The following is an 18894-nucleotide window of genomic DNA, read 5'->3' as shown; positions in this document are numbered from 1 at the left end:
ATCGGGTCAGGCCACCAACTCTGACGGCGCGATCCACGTGTTGCAGTCGCCGTAGGTCTCGGCGTTCCAGCCGCGATGTGTCCAGTAGGCCTTGTTCTGGGCCGAGCCGTGGGTGGTGGAGTCGTTCTCGGAGTTCTCCCCGGCACGCCGGTAGGCGTCACGCCATTCGTCGTCCACATACCCGGCACGGGCCATTCCGATCGCGGCGATGCATTCGGTCTGCAGTTCGCCGCGCCGGATGTTCTCCTCGGTGGAACCGTATGGTTCGGTGTTGTACGCCATGAAGATCCCGACGCGGTTCTGCACGTGGTGGGCGTACTCGTGGAAGATGATCATGTAGCCGTATCCGTAGGCGGGGAGATAGTCATCTCCAAGACTCGCAGCCCACGCGATGTCCAGACGCACCGAACGCTCCGATGAACAGTAGACGCCGGTCCAGACCTCCTGCGTCTCGCCGCATTCGGTGGAGTGGGGGTCGGCGTACAAGTCGAACACCGGCCCGTGCGGTTCTGGTTCGCCGACCTGCTCCAGCGCCGAGGCATGGATCGTCTCGGCACAGTCGAACACCGGTGTGAGTCTTTCCAGCTCGGAGTCATGATCGTTGCTGAACGGCTTCAGCTCCACATCACAGGGGTGGTCGTCCACCGGGAGCTCGTACAGCGGGTTGTCGGTGAGAACCTCGCGACCGGGCAGGACGTCTCCGGTCGGGATGGGCTCCAGCAGGTCACGTCGGAAGTTCGGGTTCTCCGGTGTCGGTGTCGGTGTCGGCGTCGGTGTGGACGATGGTGGTGCGCTTGCTCGCGGGGCAGCGGGATCGTCGACACTCGGCACTGGGGGAACCGGCTCGCCCGGTTGTGCGGCCTGGGTGCTGGTCCGGTGGCCGAGGAACACGATGGCACCCACGCCCATGACGATCAGTGCGACCGCGATGCTCGCGATGATGAGCACAGGAGCCATGCGTCGCCGACGAGGTGGCACCGGCATCTGAGGTGGTACCGGCATCTGTTGCTGCGAGAACGGCTGTCCGTATTGCTGGCCGTACTGCTGTCCGTATTGCCGTCCAGACGGCCCGTACTGCTGTCCAGACGGGATGAAGGGATTCTGCGGAGGGTTGTTTCCTGTCCCGAACGGATGGTCCGACGGAACGTGGCCCTGACCGAAGGGCCCTGAACCGAATGACATGTCATCCCCCTGAGAATCTCCTGAGCGGACGATAGCCGGTGATGGGCATGGTTACCGGAAGGACGCTCGGAATTGTTCCGGGAAGGTCAGTCGGTACGAAGCCACACCGCTTGATCACTGCCCAGACGTCCATCGGCCAAGGGGCCGGAAGCAAGGATGACCTCACCTTCGGGAAGGTCGATCGGGTCACCGAAGTTGACCACGCACCGGAAGCCGGGTTCGCGACTGAAGTCCAGCACATCGGCACCGCTGTCGTTCCACGTCAGGGTTCCGTCCCCCAGCGCGGGGTCATGACGCCGCGCGGCGAGGGCTCGGCGGTACAGCCACAGGAAACTGCTGTCGTCGGCCTCCTGCGTCTCGACGCTGTGGGCCGACCAGTCCGGCATCGGCAACCAGGGTTCCGCGGTGACCGGTTCGGAACTGAAACCGAAGGGCGGGCGGTCACCCGACCACGGGATCGGCACGCGGCAACCGTCACGGCCCCGGATCGTGTGCCCTGAACGCTCCCACGTGGGGTCCTGCAGCACCGACTCCGGAAGATCCTCCACCTCGTCGAGGCCCAGTTCCTCACCCTGGTAGATGTACGCCCCTCCCGGCAGCGCGAGTTCGAGCAGGGCGGCAGCCCTGGCTCGGCGGCGTCCCACCACCAGATCGGTCGGCAGGTGGCCGGTGTCGTCCTTGTTGAAACCGGGGACGGGCACCGCAGCGCCCTCGGCGTCGAAGGGGACGCCGGTCACCGGCTTGCCGAAGCGGGATGCGACACGCACGTTGTCGTGGTTGCCGAGCACCCAGGTGCAGGCGGCCCCGACCTCCTCATGGGCGGCCAGGGCGTTGGTGATCACATTGCGCTGGGATGCGGCGGTCCACTCGCACAGGAGTGCGTCGAAGTTGAAGGTGGTGTGCAGACGCCCGGGTGCGACGTAGGAGGCCAACCGGGGTGCAGGGGAGAGGTAGGCCTCGGAAACGAAGACACGTGGCCCCAGCTCGGATTCGGCGTATTCGTCGGCGATGGCGCGCCAGCGGCGCTGGATGCTTTCCAGGATCGGCTGATCCCACATCGGGCTTCCGGGGTATTTGGCGAGGCTCGGCAGTCCTTCAGCGTCGAGGTCCACATCGGGAAGTCCCGTGGCTTTGCCCATCGAATCGGCCACGTCGACACGGAAACCGTCGACGCCCCGGTCGAACCAGAAGCGCAGCACATCGTCGAACTCGGCGACGACCTCGGGATTCTCCCAGTTCCAGTCGGGTTGCTTGATGTCGAACATGTGCAGGTACCACTGTTCGGGGTTGCCGTCGGCGTCCACGACGCGTTCCCACGCAGGCCCACCGAACATCGCCCGCCAGTTGTTCGGCGGAATCTCGCCGGAGTCACCGCGTCCGTCGCGGAAGATGTAGCGGTCCCGTTCGGGTGATCCGGGGCCGGCGGCCAACGCCTGCTGGAACCACACGTGCTCGTCGGAGGAGTGATTCGGGACCAGATCGATGATGATGCGAAGGCCGCGTTCATGAGTTGCTGCGATCAGTTCGTCGGCCTGGTCGAGCGTTCCGAAGCGTGGATCGATGTCACGGTAATCCGCCACGTCATAACCACCGTCGGCCAGTGGCGACGGATACCACGGGCTGATCCAGATCGCGTCGACGCCGAGGTCGGCCAGATGATCGAGTCGGGAGATGATGCCGGTGACATCACCGGTGCCATCACCGTTTCCATCGGCGAAGGAACGCGGATAGATCTGGTAGACCACCGCATCGCGCCACCAGGGTCCTTCGGTCAATGCGCGGTGTGTTGTCATTCGGTCTCCTCTGGTGCGTCGTCTTCGGGAGAGTTGATCATGGCAGTGGCCGCTCGCGAGAGATAGTCGAGCAGGGTCGCCCGCATATCGGGTTGCATCTCCACTTCGTTGACGGCCGTGGTCATGTAATGCACCCACGTGTCGCGGGCGGTCGGGGTCACCTTGAAAGGGATGTGCCGCATGCGCAGACGCGGATGGCCGCGCCGGTCCTGGTACGTCGTCGGGCCGCCCCAGTACTGTTCCAGAAACATGCGCAGACGCTCCTCTGCGGGCCCCAGGTCCTCCTCGGGGTACATGGCGCGGAACTCGGGGTCGGCGGCCACCTGCTCGTAGAAGCGCTTCGTGATGGCCGCGAAGGTCTCGTGACCGCCCATCGCCTCGTAGTAGGTGCGCTGCTGTGCAGGCCCGGCCATCAGAGCAGCCCCTCCTGTGCGTACGTCCATTCCCCGCGCCACAACGTGCCGACGACGGGGTCGGGCAGATCCCGGCCGTGCCACGGGTTGTTTCGGGACAACGACGCCGACGCCGCGCGATCCACCGTGGCCCGCGCCGTGGGGTCGACGAGGCAGAGATTGGCAGGTTCACCGATCCGAAGTGGCCGGCCCTGCTCGGTGATGCGGGCCAGCCGGGCGGGGGCATGCGACATGCGTTCGGCCACCCCGGCCCAGTCGAGCCGCCCGGTGTTGACGAACAGCTCCACCACCACGGCCAGGGCCTGTTCGAGGCCGAGCATGCCGAAGGCGGCGTCGCTGAAGGCATGGGCCTTGTCATGGTCGGCGTGGGGAGCATGGTCGGTGCCGATCATGTCGATGGTGCCATCCACCAGAGCGTCGGCCAGCGCCGACAGATCCGGTTCGGTGCGCAACGGTGGATTCACCTTGTAGGTGGGGTCGTATCCCTCCACCTCGGCCACCGTGAGCATCAGATGATGGGGGGTCACCTCGGCTGTCACGGGCATGCCCTTGGCCTTCGCCCACCGCAGTACCTCGACGGTTTCAGCAGTGGAGACGTGGCACACGTGCACGGGGGTCCCGGTGAGCTGGGCGAGCTGCACGTCCCGAGCCACGATCACCGATTCGGCCACCGCCGGCCAACCTGCCAGCCCCAGGCGTCCTGACACCTCGCCCTCGTGGCAGCAGGCGCCGGGGCCCGCGAGACGGGGATCTTGCGCATGCTGTGCGATCACGCCCCCCACATCGCCGAGGTATTCCAGCGCTCGACGCATGAGCCGTGCGTCATGGACGCACTTCCCGTCGTCGGAGAACATACGAACGCCGGCGCGCGCCATGAGAGCAAGCTCCGCCAGTTCCTCGCCCTTCAGCCCCTTGGTGACGGCGCCGATCGGCACCACTTGGGCCGATGCGCCACGTGCCGCCTGATGCAGCCATGCCACCTGCTCGCCGGTGTCGGTGACGGGGTTGGTGTTGGCCATGGCGCACACGGCGGTGAATCCTCCACGGGCCGCCGCCCGGGTGCCGGTGTCGATCGTCTCGGCGTCCTCACGGCCGGGTTCGCGGAGATGCGTGTGCGGGTCCACCAGCCCGGGCAGTGCCGTGAGACCGGCGGCGTCGACGCGCTGTGGATCGTTCACATCACCTGGCTCCACGAGCCGACCGGCGCTGATCGCGAGATCGGCGGTGGTGCCGTCGGGTAGGCCGACCTGGGTCAGCAGCAGATCGCGGGTCATCGTTCACCTTCCTGATTCCCGCCGAGCACCTGGTACAGGACGCTCATGCGGACCGCCACACCGGCGGCGACCTGTTCGAGGATTCGGGACGCTGCTCCATCGGCGGCGTCGGATGAGATCTCCAGCCCGCGGTTCATCGGACCCGGGTGCATGATCGCCGCCTCGGGTCGCAGCATCTGCAGACGATCCCTCGTCATGCCGTAGCCGATGGTGTACTCCCGGGGAGTGGGGAAGAAACCGCCGCTCATGCGCTCGCGCTGCACCCGTAGCAGCATCACCGCATCCATCTCGGGGAGTACGTCATCGACATCATCGGCGATCGTCACCGGCCAGGCGTCAACCCCGGACGGCATCAACGTGCGTGGTGCCACCAGCGTCACCTCTGCGCCCAACAGGTTCAGCAGGAGCACATTGCTGCGCACGACGCGTGAATGCGTCAGGTCACCGATGATCGCGACGCGGCATCCGGCGAACGAGGCGTCGGGGCCGTGGACACGTCGCAGGTGGCGCCGCAGGGTGAAGGCGTCGAGCAGGGCCTGGGTTGGATGCTCATGCATGCCGTCACCGGCGTTGACCACGCCACAGTCCACCCAACCGGCGACCTGTGACGGAGCGCCGGAGGCCGAGTGCCGGATGACCAGGGCGTCGACGCCCATCGCCGCCACCGTCATCGCGGTATCGCGCAGGGATTCGCCCTTGGAGGTCGAAGAGCCTTTGGCGGACATGTTGATGACATCAGCCGAGAGCCACTTTCCGGCGATCTCGAAGGAGGAACGTGTCCGGGTCGAATCCTCGAAGAACAGGTTGACGACGGTGCGCCCGCGCAGCGTGGGCAATTTCTTGATGTCCCGCTGCTGGACCTCGCTGAACTCCTCGGCGTCATCGAGGATCGTCGTGGCGCCGGTGAGGTCCAGGTCGTTGATGGAGAGCAGGTGCTTCACGAAATCCCTTCCGTTCCCGGTCGGCTGATGGTCACAGCCGTTTCACCGTCGACCTCGGCGAGGGCCACGGCCACATGTTCGTCCGCGGCCGTGGGAAGGTCCTTGCCGACCCAGTCCGCACGGATCGGGAGCTGGCGATGGCCCCGATCGACGAGCACCGCCAGCTGTACCGCGCGCGGCCGCCCGATGTCCTTGAGCGCATCCAGCGCAGCCGCCACCGTCCGGCCGGAGAAGAGCACGTCATCCACCAGCACCACCACATGGCGCTCGAGCTCCACAGGGATGCGCGTCGGCCCCAACGCCTTGGTGGGGTGGCGACGCAGGTCGTCACGGTACATCGTGATGTCGATCTGCCCGACCGGGACAGGTACGCCCTCCACCCGCTCGATCGCGGCGGCCAGACGCTCGGCCAGTGGTACGCCCCTGGTGGGGATGCCGAGAATCACCAAGCCATCCACGCCACCGTTGGCCTCGAGGACCTCGTGAGCCATACGTTGCAACGCCCGATCCGCTTCGGCGGCGTCCATCACCACACGCGCAGTCATCCCGCATCACCACTTCTCGCCTGTGTCGTCTTCTGGCCTGTGTCTTCTGGCCTGTCGTCTTCTGGCCTGTCGTCTTCTGGCCTGTGTGGGCCGGTCCAGTGGCCCTGTTCAGCCTGTCGGAAATATTCTCCCGCGAGTCCAAAGGTGCCGCGCACCGGGCTTCTGCACTACGGTAGGGCACGTGACTGAGACATTGCTGACTCCCTTGAGCATGCCCGGGTGGCCGGCGACGCCCGAGACCGACTGGTTCCTGCTCTTTGCCCTGTTGGTGGGCGTCCCCGTGGTGCTCGGAGCCGTCCTTGCCATGTTGACCCTCGGTCCGTGGCTCGTGCGACGCTCACGTGGGCAGAGCTCCCTGGAGGGCACCGAGGCCCTGTGGTTGGGCTCGGCCGCCGATGAGGACCCCAAGGAACTCGCAGCCGAGGCGTCGGGCGAGGAGATCCGTGACGAGGTCAAGGCAACCGCCGACGCCGCCGCTGAATCCACAGGAGGTACCAGTGTCCGCTGGTGAGCTGAGCCCTGGTCAGATCGAGAACCTCAAGCGGGCCATCCGTGACGCCGAGGAGTCCTCGGAGGTCACCTTCTCGCTGTTCCTCGGGCCGGCCGAGGGAGACCCGCATCTTCACGCCCGCGCCTTGCACAGCCGTCTTGAGAGCCCGGAGGAGTCGGTTCTGATCCTCTGCGATCCCACCTCGCGAGCTCTCGAGATCGTGACTGGGCGCATCGCCGGGCGGAGCGTCAGCGACGATCAGGCAAACCTCGCGGCAGTCTCGATGTCCGGCGATTTCGCCGCCGGGAACATCCTCGGTGGTCTGGAGAAGGGCATCCGCCAGCTCGGTGAGAGCGCCAGAAAGCCTCCCAAGCTGCACGCCTACAGCGAGCAGTGATTGTCTGACGTGCGGTTCAGAACCGCGCTGTCCACGGATCGGTCCGGACATTCGAGACGATGGTCTCGAGGTCCGGACCGTTGTCATTCAACTGCTCGGCCAGCTCCGGCAGCCACGTGCTCTCCGCGGCCCAGTGGGCCACGTCGATGAGGACGGGGGCGTTCTCCTGCTGGGTGAATTCGTCGGCCGGATGATGACGCAGGTCGCTGGTCACGTAGGCGTCGACGGGTTCTCCTTCGTGGCGGGTGCGACGTGTGGTGTCCAGTAGGGAATCACCAGCGCCCGGCAGCAGGGCCACGACGCGGATCCGACGCTCCGGATCCCCGGCGAGCCGGATGCCGGTCACGGTCTTCGGCAGGACGCGGGACAGGTGGTCGCAGAATTCCGCAGCGCTGATCGACTCCACCAGACGCCCCACGCGGCCCAGCCCGGTCTCCGCAGGCTCGGGTGCCAACTCCAGAACGTGATATGCGGGCTCCTCATAGGGGTGCGCCTGCTTGAGGGCTGCGAGCACGGCTGCGCGACGGGCACGGGGAAGCACCATCTCGACGCGTTCCTCCGCGACCTCTTCCACCGCACCGACCGAGCCGATGTACGGATCGGCGCCGTCCAGCGGACGGAAGCTTCCCGTGCCGCCATGGCGGAAGTGGCAACGGTCGTAATCACCGATCGCGCCAGCGCCGGCGGCAGCCAGGGCATCGACGACCGGAGTCACGTGATCGGTGGGGACGAAGGCCACGAGTTGATCCAGGTCGGCTCCGGCACCGGGAACCAGGGGAGTGGTCCGTTCCAGACCGATGACGCGGGCCATCGCTTCTGCGACGCCACCGAGGGCTGAATCACCGTTGGTGTGTGCACAGATCAGTCCGATGCCGGCACGGATCAACCGGTGCACCATGAGCCCCTTGGGTGTGCGTGGGTCCACACCGTGCACCCCTCGCAGCAGCAGCGGGTGGTGGGCGATGATGGCCTGCGCCCCGGTGGCGATGGCCTCATCCACCACCGCGGGCGTCACATCGACGGTCAGGAGCACCCGGTCGACAGGGTCTTCGGGCGCACCGCAGACCACACCGACGCGGTCCCATGATTCGGCGAGTCGTGGCGGGTAGCGCTCGTCCATCCACGTGGTCAGGTCACCGAATCGTGCCATGGATCAGCCCTCCTGAAGGTTCGCTTCGGCCTGGCTCGCGAACTCGGCGTTTCGGGCGCGCACATGGGCGGCACGCTGGGCGTCATCGCGGCATTCGAGCAGGATCCGGTCCACGAACTCGACCGGGGTGAAATCCTTGCGCCATGCGTCGAGCTTCGCCACGAAACTCTTCGTGGTCGGGAACAGATGTGTGACAGCGGCCTGGGCGAGGAAGCGCCCCATGTGCTCCCATGCCCCGGCCCCTTCGGAGATCTGTTCGACCAGCGTCAAGTATTTGTCTTCGAACGGCGCGAGGAGATCTTCCTGCCCCGGCTGCCAGAACTCGATGCAGGCGCTGCGGTGGGTCGCGTTGGCCACATCGGGAGTGTTCGAGACCAGCTGCCAGGTCTCGGATTTCGTGTCGCTCTGTGGCAGGGCCGAGATCGCTGCCGTGGCGCGCTCAGCCCCGGTGATCGTGTTGTCACGCTGAAGTTCGGCGTCGATCAGGGCTCGGTCGGCATAGCCGCGACGGGCCAGCGCGATCACCAGGTGCCACCGAAGTTCGGTGTCCACCTCGAGCCCGAGAGGGACCTCCTCGTCGTCGAGCCAGCCGCGCACCAGTTCGGCACTCTGATCGCCGTGGACACTGTCGGCCAGGGCCTTGGCGAACGCCAACTGATGGTCACCGCTGGCCAACGCGCCACGGAGCAGTCGTGCGAGGCCGGCGGTCCACCGGTCCAGCAGTTGCGTCTGCAGGTCACCTTCGGTGAAGCGATCGATCGCTACGGCGGCCTGCCCGAGCACGCGCGATACGCCGGTGATATCGGATTCCGACCCCGCGCCACGCAGCACCATGTCAACGTAGTCGGACACCGGAAGCTCACCGTCACGGCACATGTCCCATGCTGCGCCCCACACGATGGTGCGGGTCAGCTCGTTGTCGATGTCGGTGATGCCCCGCAGCGCGGTCTCGAGTGAGACGGGGTCGAGCCGGATCTTGGCGTAGGTGAGGTCGCCGTCGTTGAGAATGAGCAGATCGGGGCGACGCTCGCCAACCAGCACCTCGATCGGCGTCTCCGGCCCGGCGATGTCCACCTCGATGAGGTCACGACGACGCAGCACCTCGCGTCCGTCGACCTCGGTGCGGTCCCACAGGCCGATACCGAGGCGGTGCTGCCGCAGCGTCGGATACGCAGCGAGGGCTCCCTGCTGGATGGTGAAGGAGGTGAATGTGCCCTCGTCATCGGTCTCGAAGACCGCCCGGAGCTGGTTGACCCCCGCGGTCTGGATCCACTGCTGGGCCCAGGTTGTGAGTTCACGTCCGGATGCTTCGGTGAGCACGTCGAGCAGATCGGACAGCTCGGTGTTGCCCCACGCATGACGGGAGAAATACTCCTTGGCTCCGGCGAGGAATGCATCCTGTCCGACGAACGCCACGAGTTGACGCAGCACGGAGGCACCCTTGGCGTAGGTGATGCCGTCGTAGTTGAGGCCGACGGCCTCGAGGTCGTTCATATCGGCGGCGATCGGATGGGTCGAGGGCAACTGGTCGGCCCGATAGGCCCAGGTCTTGCGGGCATTGCCGAACGCGGCCCACGCGTGAGCGGGGTCCTCGTCGGTCTCCGACTGCGCATGATGGGAGGCCCACTCGGCGAAGGACTCCTTCAGCCACAGGTCGTCCCACCAGCGCATCGTCACCAGATCGCCGAACCACATGTGGGCGAGCTCGTGGAGGATCGTGTTGTCCCGGGATTCGTACTGTGCCCGTGTCGCACGCGAGCGGAACACGAGGTCATCGCGAAAGGTGACGCAACCGGCGTTCTCCATCGCGCCCATGTTGTATTCGGGCACGAAGGCCTGATCGTAGGTCTCGAACGGGTAGGGGACGCCGAAGGCCTCCTCGAACACGTCGAAGCCAGCCTGTGTGGTGGCGAAGACGCGGTCGGTGTCGAGGTGCTCGATGAGTGATTCGCGAGCGAGCAGCGATGCCGGAATCTTGCCCGCACTGCTGGTGAGCTCGCCGGGGACCCGCACATAGTGGCCGGCGACGATCGCTGTGATGTACGTGGAGATCGGTTTGGTGGGGGCGAACTCCCATCGGGCGTACCCCTCGAGGTCCGCCAACGGTGTGGGATCGACGCCGGCGGCATTGGAAGTGACCGACCAGTCGGCTGGGGCCAGCACCGTGAACTGGAAGGTCGCCTTGAGGTCGGGCTGCTCGAAGTTCGCAAAGACGCGACGAGCGTCGGCATGCTCGAACTGGGTGTAGGTGTAGATGCGTCCGTCGGCGGGATCCACGAATCGGTGCAGGCCCTGACCGCTGCGGGAGAACCGGAAAAGACCGGTCACGACGAGTTCGTGTTCGCCCTCACTGAGCTGCAGCGGAAGCCGTGATTCGGCGAAGGTCGTGATGTCGAGAGGCTCACCGTCGAGGGACGCATCCAGGATCTCGTCGGCGATCGCATCGATGTGCGTGACGCCGGCCCGCGAGGTGAAACGCACCGTGCTGGTGGTGACGAAGTTCTCATCCGGGGTGGCCAAGGGAGACCGGGTGGAGTCGCGGCCGGTGAGGTCCACCACGATGTCGTACGAGGTGGTGGAGATCAGCTCGGCACGTGCCGAGGCCTCGGCACGGGTCAGGTTCGCAGCGGGCACGGCATTCCCTTCGTTCGGTGTCCGGTTCGACGGCTCTCGTTCGACGACTCTGGGTGGACGACGCGTCGAGCACGGGTGTCACGCATGAGGTCGGAACCACGCGGCGTGTCGGCTTTACGGGCGTGGCGCCAGTCCTCTGAGGTTAGTGGCGGTGTCGTCCTGCCCGCAAACGACGCCCAGGGTGGATCAGTCGAAGTCCGGGCCCACGGTGCGTGATCGCTTGAGCTCGAAGAATCCGTCGTACTCGGTGACCAGCGCGAAACCATCGAACAGGCGACCGGCCTGTTCACCCTTCGGCGCGGGGGAGAGCACGGGGCCGAACAGCGACTTGCCGTTGATGCGGATCACCGGGGTGCCCACGTCCTGCCCGACAGGATCCATGCCCTCATGGTGGGACGCACGTACCGCATCATCGAGCGAGGTGTCGTCTGCGGCCTCGACGAGTTCGGCGGGAAGACCTGCATCGGCGAGGGCAGCCGAGATCGTGGTGGGGTCGGTGACCTCCTCGCCACCGGGGTGGACGCGCGTGCCGATCGCTGTGTAGAACTCCCGCAGGGCCTGCGGGCCGTGATGCTGTTCGACGGCGATGGCGACACGAACCGGGCCGAAGGCGGAGTCCACGCGCTTCTTGTAGTCCTCGGGGAGATCCTCACGTCCTTCGTTGAGCACCGCGAGGCTCATGACGTGGAACACCGTCGTGACGGGACGGACCTTCTCGACCTCGAGCATCCAACGAGAGGTCATCCACGCCCACGGACACAGGGGGTCGAACCAGAAATCGACTGTGCGGGGGCTGTCGTCCGTGGCTTCGGTCACGTTCGTTTCAGTCATACCGGTCAGGTTAGTTGGTCCAGCAGTGCTGCGACACGACGGCGTCCGGCGTCGGGCGAGAAATGCTTCTCCCAGCGGTGGTGAAGGCGTCGCGTCAACCCTTGTAGCTGTTCATGTGTCAGGGCGGCCACCGCTTGGATCGCGGCGGCGAGGGACCGGGCGTCGCCAGCTGCCACACACAGGGGATAGTCGTCCCCGGTCACCTCTCCGAGAGCACCAGCATCGCTGACGATCAGCGGCACACCGGCCGACATCGCCTCGATCACCGATTGGCCGAACGGCTCCTGCCACACCGGCGGTACTGCGAGGACGTCGATGCGATCGAACAATTCACTCGCGGTCACCCAACCGAGTCGGTCGGTGCGGTCGGCCACACGGTCCAGAGCTTGTTCGATGATGCGTCGCTCGGAGGAGATCACGAACCGAGGGGTTCCGGCGAGCACCAGTTCGGTGTCGGGAAGCTCGGCAAGGGCGTCGGTGAGGACCCCGAGCCCCTTCTCCATCGACAACCGTCCCAGATATCCGACGCTCAACGGCCCCTCGTGGACGGTCTCGGGAGCGTCGATCGGCTCGCACCAGTTCCACAGCACATGGGTGTTCGGGGCGATATCGGCCATGCTGTGGGATGGCACCACCACGGCGTCGGCGCCGCGGAGTGCACGCTTGAGCGCCGGCCGTTGCAGGGGGCGCGGCCGTTGATACACATGCGCGATGCGGCGGGGGAGCCCCGCCGTCGCAAAGCTCGGACGCAGACCGTGACACCACAGCACATCCGCGTCACTGCGGGCTGTTCCGGCGCGGAGCCGCCGCATGTACGAGGCATTTCCGCGGGCTCCGACGCCGCGCACCGTCAGACCACGACGATCGGCCTCGCGGGCCACCTCGCCAGTCTCGGTGGGCACCCACACCGTTGCGTCGTGCCCGAGCTCCACGCACGCCTGCGCAGCGAGCAGCATCATCATCTCCGATCCACCCATGGCGTCGTGGTCGGCGGCCAGATCAATCCTCATCCTGAGACAGCGTACGTCCTTGGGCTCCGATCAGGGCTGCTCAGCGTGTTGGAGAAGCCCCTGCCACGCTTCGGGTCTGGTCAGATCGGTGGGGAGATCGAGTTCTGTGAGGATCTCCTTCAACGCTCCTGCGGTCTCATCACCCCATGATCCGTCGATGGACACGGGGCGCTGCCACATCACGGCGGCGAGAGCCTGCGCGCATCGGACCTGGTGGATGTTGTTCCTGCGGAAGGTGGTGAAGGGGCCGGTGGTCTGTTCGTCCGGGGGATCCAACGGCCATTGGTCGTTGACCGCGAGACCGCGGGGTGCCCGGGTGTCCACATTCGCGAAATAGCGGTTGAGGCCCGCCACCAGACGCCATCGTGCGGTCGCGTCGTCACCTTCGAGTTCATGGAGGGGGATACGCAGGTCCGCCACCAGCTCGCGTCCGGCCCGGAGCCGCGTCAGTTCGACGCCGCGTCCGGCGGCGCTCCACGTGCAGGAGCCGTCGCTGCTGGGGGCTGGCGGCCACAACCACAGTTGGTTGACACCTGTGACGATCTCGGCCCAGTGATCGACCCATGCGCCCAGCTGGTCGGCGAATCCCTGTGCCATGGGGACCGGGCCCGGGCGGCCGCTCGCCTCGGAGACGAGCAATGCCCCACCCACCTGTTCGACGGCCGGAAGAGCCGTGAGGTCGCCACACTCCGGCTCCGGCGGCTCCTTCGAACATGCCGCGAGACCCATGATGGGCGCTGCCAGCGCGGCTGTCAGAAGAGTCCGTCGGGTGCACGTGGAGAACTCGTGAGGGGCCATGCTCAAAGCCTAAGGTCCGGCGGCGTACCCTCACGGGAATGAATCGCCATCATGTGATCACCTGGGACGCATCCGGCGCGTCGGCGATGCACCTCGAATTCGATGCGACCGGTGATCTGGTGCGGCTGAGTCCGGCCGGGAGCGGGCAGACATGGCTGACACGGTTCGCCCCACTGGTCACCGGCGCCACCGGAAATGCGACCAGGCTCCGCGCCGATGTGCGTTGTGAGGTCGACGCCGATGAGGTCGAGCAGCGGTGGGATGTGCCCGGAACAGATCTTCGAGTCCGGGTGCGGCACACCTTCGATCGCACATGGCAGATGCGGGTGATGGTGCGCAACAGCGGTTCCGAACCGACCGAAGCGCGACTCCGGTGGGAGGCCGGACGGGGGCCGGACGCCCAACTCGGGATCCACGCCGCCGGGGGGCACGCATCCTGTCGGGTGGCCGGTTCGACGCCCGGGGCCGAGATCCTGCAGGGGATGCTGGTGGCGGGCGCCGTGGGGCCCGGTGCCGCGACGCGAATGCGGGTCGAGCCCGGCGGCACCTCGGTGACCACCTGGAAATTCGATTGGGCCGACCCCACGTCACCACCTCCACTGCCGACGTGGTGGCCGCGGACCGACCTCGACGCCGACGATCCGGTGGTGATCTGTGACGCCGACCTCGTTGTGGTGAACGCGACGAGTTCGGAGCAGGGTTGGGAGCTTCCTGCAGCACCGGGAGTGCGGCGCGTCGAGGTGGTGGAGGCGACGCGTATTGGCATCGTCGAGATCTTCGGAGCGCCGAGGGCGGAGTCACTCGCCCAGGATCTGTGTCCCGGTCTGGACGAGCGTGCGGACCTCGCCCCGGCCGAAGCCATGCTGCTGGTGCAGGCGGGGCGACCGGTGGGGGACATCCGCCCCAGACTGCGCATCGGCGACGACGAACCGGGACTGCGACGACTTCTCGGTGGCCCCGGAGAAGAGGCCTGCCTGGCACCCGGTTTCGGTCACGGGATCGCGACGCTCCACGAGCTTGCGATGGGCAGGCGGGTGCCGACGCTGCCACCGGTGACCGACAATGCATCGGACGTGGAGCTCGCCGACCGCATGCTGCTCAGCGCACCGGACATGCCATGGTTGGAGCTCATGGCAGGACTCGGCCCGGTGATGGGCGCGTGGCCCATGCAGCCGTGGGGCTGGGGACTGGCCGAGATCGCGCGCTGGGTGGCAGTGGCGTCCCTGGCGCGTCACCTCGGGCGCCCGGGCGTGCCGGACCCCGAGCCGTTGCGGCGACTCGTGCTCGCGCGGTGCCATGACGAACCACCGCCGACACGGGTTGCGGCGCTGGTGTGGCTCTCGATCAGCTGAGCCGCTGCGCGCGACTGGTGCCTGGTCGGCGGGAGCGGCGTGGGACATCGCGGTCACGGACCATCCACAGCACGATGATCGCGGCCGCCGCGATGAATGCAGAGATCGCCACCGGGACCGAGATCAGCTCACCGGAGAGCCGTGCGACGGCGAGCCAGACCAGTCCCCACAGAATGCCGATGAGAACGCTCTCGAAGAAACGGACGCGTGGGATGGCGAGCCGGGCGAGACCGACCACACCGGCCAGGAGCACCACGGCGACGATGGTGTTGCCGAGACCACCAGCACGCGTGCCACTGTGGACGATCGCCTGTGCGATGGCCGCTGTGAACGCCATCGCGATCCACCCCAGATGCAGCCCGCATGTTCCATCGAGGACGATCTTCTCCACGATGTCGCGGGGCGGGGCGGCATCGAGTTGACGGTTGACCACGATCAGGACCACGAACAACGTGGCCAGGGTGATGGCGGCCGGCCAGACCCACCCCGCGACGCTGAAAACGAACCACAGTGCATCGAGCCCGATGGCGGCGGTCAGCGTCCACTCCACCGAGCGGGCCCGATTGCTGGATCGTCCGCGGGAGGTCCACAACCAGACGATCAGACCGGCGATCCCGGCCAGGATGACCACCCAGATCGCCGATGCGATCGCCGCGGTGGAGAGCAACGCCTCGATCGCCCGGTAGCTGTCGGGCGACCAGATCGGAGTGCCGCCGAAGATTCCGGTGCTGGCGAGGACGGCGACAGCCAGGAGCACCCCGGCGAGGGTGACCGGGGCGGCGGGAGACTCACGCACGGTGGCCTCCGATGGCCTCGTCAAGGGCGTCGACCTCGGCCTTGGTGAGGCGGAGAGTGGCGGCTGCGGCAGAGTCGATGATCGAAGCTGGACGTCCTGCTCCGGGGATGGGGATCACGTGATCACCCAGGGCGAGCTCCCAGGCCAACGTCACCTGCTGCGGTGAGACGCGGTGAGCCGCAGCGATCTCCGTCAGTACAGGTGCATGTTGATCCACACCTCCCGCGCGTCGGATCCCGCCCAGCGGCGACCAAGGAAGGAAGGCCACCTGATGTTCGGCGCACAGCTCCAGCTCATGTCGCGACCAGGGGTGGGCCGGGGAGAACTCGTTCTGGACGCTGGCGAGGCCACCCGAGGATCTGGTTCCGAGCATGTCGATGGCGAGCTCGATCTGCTCGGAGCTGGCATTCGAGATGCCGACTGCGGTGATCAGCCCCTCCTGGTGCAGCGTCGCCAGAGCCTCGATGCCCTCGACCCAGGCGCGGTGATGATCGGGACGATGCCATTGATACAGGTCGATGTGGTCGACGCCCAATGCTTCGCACGAGGCCTCGCAGGCGCGTCGCAGATACTCGATGCTGCCGTTGCGGCCCCAACCGCGGGCTGTCGAGCGAGTGATGCCACCCTTGGTGCCCACGACCACGGGTGGGCCGGACTTCTGACGCTGCGCCAGCGCGGCGGCGACGAGACGTTCGTTGTGGCCCATCTCGGTGTGGGAAGGGGCATAGATGTCGGCGGTGTCGATGAAGGTGACCCCCGCATCGAGTGCCGCATTGATCGTCGCGATCGCCTGCTCTTGTGTGGGCTGGGGGTCTCGGCCCATCGACAGGGGCATCGCCCCCAACCCGATCGCGGAAACCTCGAACGGTCCCAAACGGCGGGTGGGCATCGGTTCGGTGGCACACATGGCGTCAACGTTACCGCTATCAGCAGATGGGTTACCGCTACCAGCAGAGGGGCACCGCTGAACCAACGGAGGGGTCGCCGGGGCGACGTACTGGAGCGGATGACGGGAATCGAACCCGCGTAATCAGTTTGGAAGACTGAGGCTCTACCATTGAGCTACATCCGCATGTGGTGAGACACACTACCCGACCCCTCCCACCAGCACGCAAATCTTGCCGCCAGTACGCAGAACTTGGCGGGTTCACCGGATGTTCATGTGCGGCCGCAGCTTTTTCTGGTCTGGTGCGCCGCTGGCATCTATTCTGTCCGAGATGTCGCGTCTGGAGATGTCGCGTCTGGAGATGTTCACGTCTGGTGAGGGGACAGCATGAGTGAAGATCAAGGCGGCGGGGTCGGCCGCCGAGTGGCTGGGGGGCCGAAGCCCGCGGGGCCGAAGAAGAGCCTGATCATCGTCATCGCCAGCCTGATCGCGCTGGCCCTGATCGGCGGCGGCGCATTCTGGTTCACCCAGCGAAAGAACACCGTCGCCCAGCCGACGACCTCGACGCACACCCCGGTGGAGTTGACGCCGTCCGCCCCTGCGGCACCGGGCAGTCCTTCACCGCCGTCGACACCCACTCCGGAGGCGGATCCGAACAGGTGCACCACCGCCACCGAGGGCTTCAAGCCCACCGAGCTCCAGATCGAGGATCTGGGCGTCACCTCACACATGATGTCGGTCTCCTATGACGAGGACGGTAATCCCGGATCCCCACCTCTGGATGACCTGCAGGGCACGGCATGGTTCAACGGAAGTCCTGCGCCCGGCTCGAAGGAGGGCGTCACCATGCTCTCCATCCACACCTACCGCCACGGCGGAGCCTTGGGGAACCGGCTCCTCGATGACCTCGAGAACGGCGCCACGCTCAAGGTCACCGACGGTGACGGGAAGGTCGCCTGTTACGACGTCTACGACGAAGTGAAGGTCTGGATGGACGAATTCGACGAGGAGGACCCCGAAGCGGTGCGTCTGCACGCCAAGGACGGCGAGCCCAACGTCGCGATCGTCGTGTGTGACGACTTCAATTGGGATCGGGAGGACTGGGACAGCCGCGTCATCTGGTACGCCAAGATGGTCTGATCATTCTTGGTGTCCCACGAGTTACGGCACCGTGCATTCTTCGGCTAGACTCCACGAAGTCACCGGGGCGTAGCGTAGTGGCTAGCGCGTCTGCTTTGGGAGCAGAAGATCGCAGGTTCGAGTCCTGTCGCCCCGACCACAACCCTCCCGCGACCGGGTGGGTGCGTGCTAGCGTGCGGCCCACGTCTTCCGGAATCGCCGGGAGACGTGGCCACAAGGGTGTGATCGCAGCGTGAAAGGCGCCTCCATGAACATTCGTTCCTTGTCGACCCTCGCCGCCGTTTCGGCTGCAGCACTGTTCCTGTCCGGGTGCGGTGGTGACGCCGGAGGCAGTGGTGGCGAAGAGGGTTACAGCATCGGCATTGCACAGTACGTGACCCACCCCTCCTTGGATCGCACCCGTGAGGGGTTCAAGGACGCCTTCGAGGAGGCCGGTGTCCAGGTGGAATGGGATGAGCAGAACGCCGAGGCGGACAGCGGAACGAACACCGGCATCGCAGGTGGCTTCGCCTCCAGTGGTCATGACATGGTCGCGGGGATCGCCACCCCGAGCGCTCAGGCCGTTGCTCAGGCCGTCCAGGACCGTCCCGTGGTGTTCATGGCGGTGACCGACCCGGTGGATGCCGGTCTGGTCGAGTCATGGGAGACCTCCGGTATGAACGTCACCGGTGTCTCGGACCTGAACCCGGTCGAGGATCAGTTGGCACTGGTCAAGGAGGTTGCTCCCGACGCCAGGACCGTGGGCATCGTCTACTCCTCCGGTGAGGCCAACTCGGTGGTCCAGGTGGAGGCCGCGAAGGCAGCGGCCCCGGGTCTCGGCCTGGAGATCAAGGAATCGACGATCACCAACACCGCCGAGGTTCAGCAGGGCGTGACCGCTCTCGACGGCGTCGATGCCATCTACGTGCCCACCGACAACACTGTGGTCTCGGGCCTGGAATCGGTCATCGGGTTCGCCCAGGAGAAGCAGATCCCGGTCATCTCCGCCGACCGTGACTCCGTTGAGCGAGGTACCGTCATCACGAAGGGCATCGATTACTACGGACATGGCAAACAGGCCGGCGAAATGGCGCTGCGCATCCTCCAGGAGGATCTGGATCCCGCCAGCGTTCCGGTCGAGAAGGCCTCTGATGATGGCCTCGAGCTGATCGTCAACGAGGACGCAGCAAAGAGCCTGGGCGTGGAGATCCCGAAGGACCTCCTCGACGAGGCCGAGAAGGTGACGGCCGAAGACGCCGAGGAATCCGGGAACTGATCCCCGC

18 protein-coding genes and 2 tRNA genes are annotated in these 18894 nt (G+C 66.3%); 6 read left to right on the top strand and 14 right to left on the bottom strand.

Annotation, left to right across the window (positions count from 1 at the left end; all coding sequences use genetic code 11):
* Positions 1–6: 6 nt before the first annotated feature.
* The 6 genes from FB460_RS03775 to pyrR form a co-directional block, all read right to left on the bottom strand.
* Entirely contained in the window at positions 7–1182 is a 1176-nt protein-coding gene (locus tag FB460_RS03775; protein ID WP_142092746.1) for a neutral zinc metallopeptidase, read from the bottom strand.
* A gap of 86 nt (positions 1183–1268) precedes the next feature.
* Complete coding sequence (locus tag FB460_RS03770) at positions 1269–2975, bottom strand: glycoside hydrolase family 13 protein (RefSeq protein ID WP_142092745.1); 1707 nt, start codon at positions 2973–2975, stop codon at positions 1269–1271.
* Positions 2972–3388 (bottom strand): globin, encoded by a 417-nt coding sequence (locus tag FB460_RS03765; protein ID WP_142092744.1) that lies wholly within the window; start codon positions 3386–3388, stop codon positions 2972–2974. The genes FB460_RS03770 and FB460_RS03765 overlap by 4 nt, the downstream gene beginning before the upstream one ends.
* Entirely contained in the window at positions 3388–4662 is a 1275-nt protein-coding gene (locus FB460_RS03760; RefSeq protein ID WP_142092743.1) for a dihydroorotase, read from the bottom strand. The genes FB460_RS03765 and FB460_RS03760 overlap by 1 nt, the downstream gene beginning before the upstream one ends.
* Positions 4659–5603 carry an aspartate carbamoyltransferase catalytic subunit gene (locus FB460_RS03755; RefSeq protein WP_142092742.1) on the bottom strand — a complete coding sequence of 315 codons (945 nt, stop codon included), beginning with the start codon at positions 5601–5603 and terminating at the stop codon, positions 4659–4661. The genes FB460_RS03760 and FB460_RS03755 overlap by 4 nt, the downstream gene beginning before the upstream one ends.
* Complete coding sequence (gene pyrR, locus FB460_RS03750) at positions 5600–6148, bottom strand: bifunctional pyr operon transcriptional regulator/uracil phosphoribosyltransferase PyrR (protein ID WP_142092741.1); 549 nt, start codon at positions 6146–6148, stop codon at positions 5600–5602. Before pyrR ends, FB460_RS03755 begins: the two co-directional genes overlap by 4 nt.
* A 181-nt stretch (positions 6149–6329) precedes the next feature.
* Between pyrR and FB460_RS03745 the strand changes: the two genes are divergently transcribed.
* On the top strand, positions 6330–6659 hold the full coding sequence (locus FB460_RS03745) for a hypothetical protein (RefSeq protein ID WP_142092740.1): 330 nt from the start codon (positions 6330–6332) through the stop codon (positions 6657–6659).
* The gene (locus FB460_RS03740; protein WP_170209931.1) at positions 6646–7035 is read left to right on the top strand and encodes a DUF5130 family protein; all 390 of its coding nucleotides are present in this window, start codon (positions 6646–6648) and stop codon (positions 7033–7035) included. The genes FB460_RS03745 and FB460_RS03740 overlap by 14 nt, the downstream gene beginning before the upstream one ends.
* Positions 7036–7051: 16 nt before the next feature.
* On the opposite strand, the gene FB460_RS03735 is transcribed toward FB460_RS03740, so the two are convergent.
* From FB460_RS03735 to FB460_RS03715, 5 genes are all read right to left on the bottom strand, one after another.
* Positions 7052–8185, bottom strand: coding sequence for a Nif3-like dinuclear metal center hexameric protein (locus tag FB460_RS03735; protein WP_142092738.1), 1134 nt, complete (start codon positions 8183–8185; stop codon positions 7052–7054).
* Positions 8186–8188: 3 nt separating this feature from the next.
* Entirely contained in the window at positions 8189–10819 is a 2631-nt protein-coding gene (gene pepN / locus FB460_RS03730) for an aminopeptidase N (RefSeq protein WP_142092737.1), read from the bottom strand.
* Between the two features lie 186 nt (positions 10820–11005).
* A complete protein-coding gene (locus tag FB460_RS03725; protein WP_142092736.1) occupies positions 11006–11650 on the bottom strand; it encodes a mycothiol-dependent nitroreductase Rv2466c family protein in 645 nt (214 codons plus the stop codon).
* Between the two features lie 5 nt (positions 11651–11655).
* Positions 11656–12660, bottom strand: a complete 1005-nt coding sequence (locus FB460_RS03720) for a glycosyltransferase family 4 protein (RefSeq protein ID WP_142092735.1) — start codon at positions 12658–12660, stop codon at positions 11656–11658.
* 30 nt (positions 12661–12690) lie between these two features.
* Complete coding sequence (locus FB460_RS03715; RefSeq protein ID WP_142092734.1) at positions 12691–13458, bottom strand: hypothetical protein; 768 nt, start codon at positions 13456–13458, stop codon at positions 12691–12693.
* 38 nt (positions 13459–13496) lie between these two features.
* Between FB460_RS03715 and FB460_RS03710 the strand changes: the two genes are divergently transcribed.
* Positions 13497–14810 carry a hypothetical protein gene (locus FB460_RS03710; RefSeq protein ID WP_142092733.1) on the top strand — a complete coding sequence of 438 codons (1314 nt, stop codon included), beginning with the start codon at positions 13497–13499 and terminating at the stop codon, positions 14808–14810.
* On the opposite strand, the gene FB460_RS03705 is transcribed toward FB460_RS03710, so the two are convergent.
* The 3 genes from FB460_RS03705 to FB460_RS03695 all read right to left on the bottom strand — a co-directional run bounded on the left by FB460_RS03705 (position 14803) and on the right by FB460_RS03695 (position 16678).
* Positions 14803–15606, bottom strand: a complete 804-nt coding sequence (locus tag FB460_RS03705; protein ID WP_142092732.1) for a hypothetical protein — start codon at positions 15604–15606, stop codon at positions 14803–14805. The genes FB460_RS03710 and FB460_RS03705 overlap by 8 nt on opposite strands.
* Positions 15599–16513: an aldo/keto reductase gene (locus FB460_RS03700; protein ID WP_246044231.1), complete on the bottom strand. Its 915-nt coding sequence runs from the start codon at positions 16511–16513 to the stop codon at positions 15599–15601. The genes FB460_RS03705 and FB460_RS03700 overlap by 8 nt, the downstream gene beginning before the upstream one ends.
* Positions 16514–16604: 91 nt before the next feature.
* Positions 16605–16678, bottom strand: a tRNA-Gly gene (locus FB460_RS03695).
* A gap of 201 nt (positions 16679–16879) precedes the next feature.
* Between FB460_RS03695 and FB460_RS03690 the strand changes: the two genes are divergently transcribed.
* From FB460_RS03690 to FB460_RS03680, 3 genes are all read left to right on the top strand, one after another.
* Entirely contained in the window at positions 16880–17632 is a 753-nt protein-coding gene (locus tag FB460_RS03690; RefSeq protein WP_142092731.1) for a class F sortase, read from the top strand.
* Positions 17633–17695: 63 nt separating this feature from the next.
* Positions 17696–17771 (top strand) — tRNA-Pro (locus tag FB460_RS03685).
* 108 nt (positions 17772–17879) lie between these two features.
* Positions 17880–18887 (top strand): ABC transporter substrate-binding protein, encoded by a 1008-nt coding sequence (locus FB460_RS03680; protein WP_142092730.1) that lies wholly within the window; start codon positions 17880–17882, stop codon positions 18885–18887.
* Positions 18888–18894 lie beyond the last annotated feature (7 nt).

The organism is Propioniferax innocua (assembly GCF_006716235.1).
Taxonomy (GTDB): Bacteria; Actinomycetota; Actinomycetes; order Propionibacteriales; family Propionibacteriaceae; genus Propioniferax; species Propioniferax innocua.
The sequence above is the reverse complement of the archived record's forward strand: the minus strand, read 5'-3'. Positions and strand labels throughout refer to the sequence as shown.

What these genes read in the sequence shown, in the direction of transcription:
- FB460_RS03775 (WP_142092746.1), bottom strand. Translation starts at nt 1,182, where the DNA reads ATGTCATTCGGTTCAGGGCCCTTCGGTCAGGGCCACGTTCCGTCGGAC.
- FB460_RS03770 (WP_142092745.1), bottom strand. Translation starts at nt 2,975, where the DNA reads ATGACAACACACCGCGCATTGACCGAAGGACCCTGGTGGCGCGATGCG.
- FB460_RS03765 (WP_142092744.1), bottom strand. Translation starts at nt 3,388, where the DNA reads ATGGCCGGGCCTGCACAGCAGCGCACCTACTACGAGGCGATGGGCGGT.
- FB460_RS03760 (WP_142092743.1), bottom strand. Translation starts at nt 4,662, where the DNA reads ATGACCCGCGATCTGCTGCTGACCCAGGTCGGCCTACCCGACGGCACC.
- pyrR (WP_142092741.1), bottom strand. Translation starts at nt 6,148, where the DNA reads ATGACTGCGCGTGTGGTGATGGACGCCGCCGAAGCGGATCGGGCGTTG.
- FB460_RS03735 (WP_142092738.1), bottom strand. Translation starts at nt 8,185, where the DNA reads ATGGCACGATTCGGTGACCTGACCACGTGGATGGACGAGCGCTACCCG.
- FB460_RS03725 (WP_142092736.1), bottom strand. Translation starts at nt 11,650, where the DNA reads ATGACTGAAACGAACGTGACCGAAGCCACGGACGACAGCCCCCGCACA.
- FB460_RS03720 (WP_142092735.1), bottom strand. Translation starts at nt 12,660, where the DNA reads ATGAGGATTGATCTGGCCGCCGACCACGACGCCATGGGTGGATCGGAG.
- FB460_RS03715 (WP_142092734.1), bottom strand. Translation starts at nt 13,458, where the DNA reads ATGGCCCCTCACGAGTTCTCCACGTGCACCCGACGGACTCTTCTGACA.
- FB460_RS03710 (WP_142092733.1), top strand. Translation starts at nt 13,497, where the DNA reads ATGAATCGCCATCATGTGATCACCTGGGACGCATCCGGCGCGTCGGCG.
- FB460_RS03700 (WP_246044231.1), bottom strand. Translation starts at nt 16,513, where the DNA reads ATGTGTGCCACCGAACCGATGCCCACCCGCCGTTTGGGACCGTTCGAG.
- FB460_RS03690 (WP_142092731.1), top strand. Translation starts at nt 16,880, where the DNA reads ATGAGTGAAGATCAAGGCGGCGGGGTCGGCCGCCGAGTGGCTGGGGGG.
- FB460_RS03680 (WP_142092730.1), top strand. Translation starts at nt 17,880, where the DNA reads ATGAACATTCGTTCCTTGTCGACCCTCGCCGCCGTTTCGGCTGCAGCA.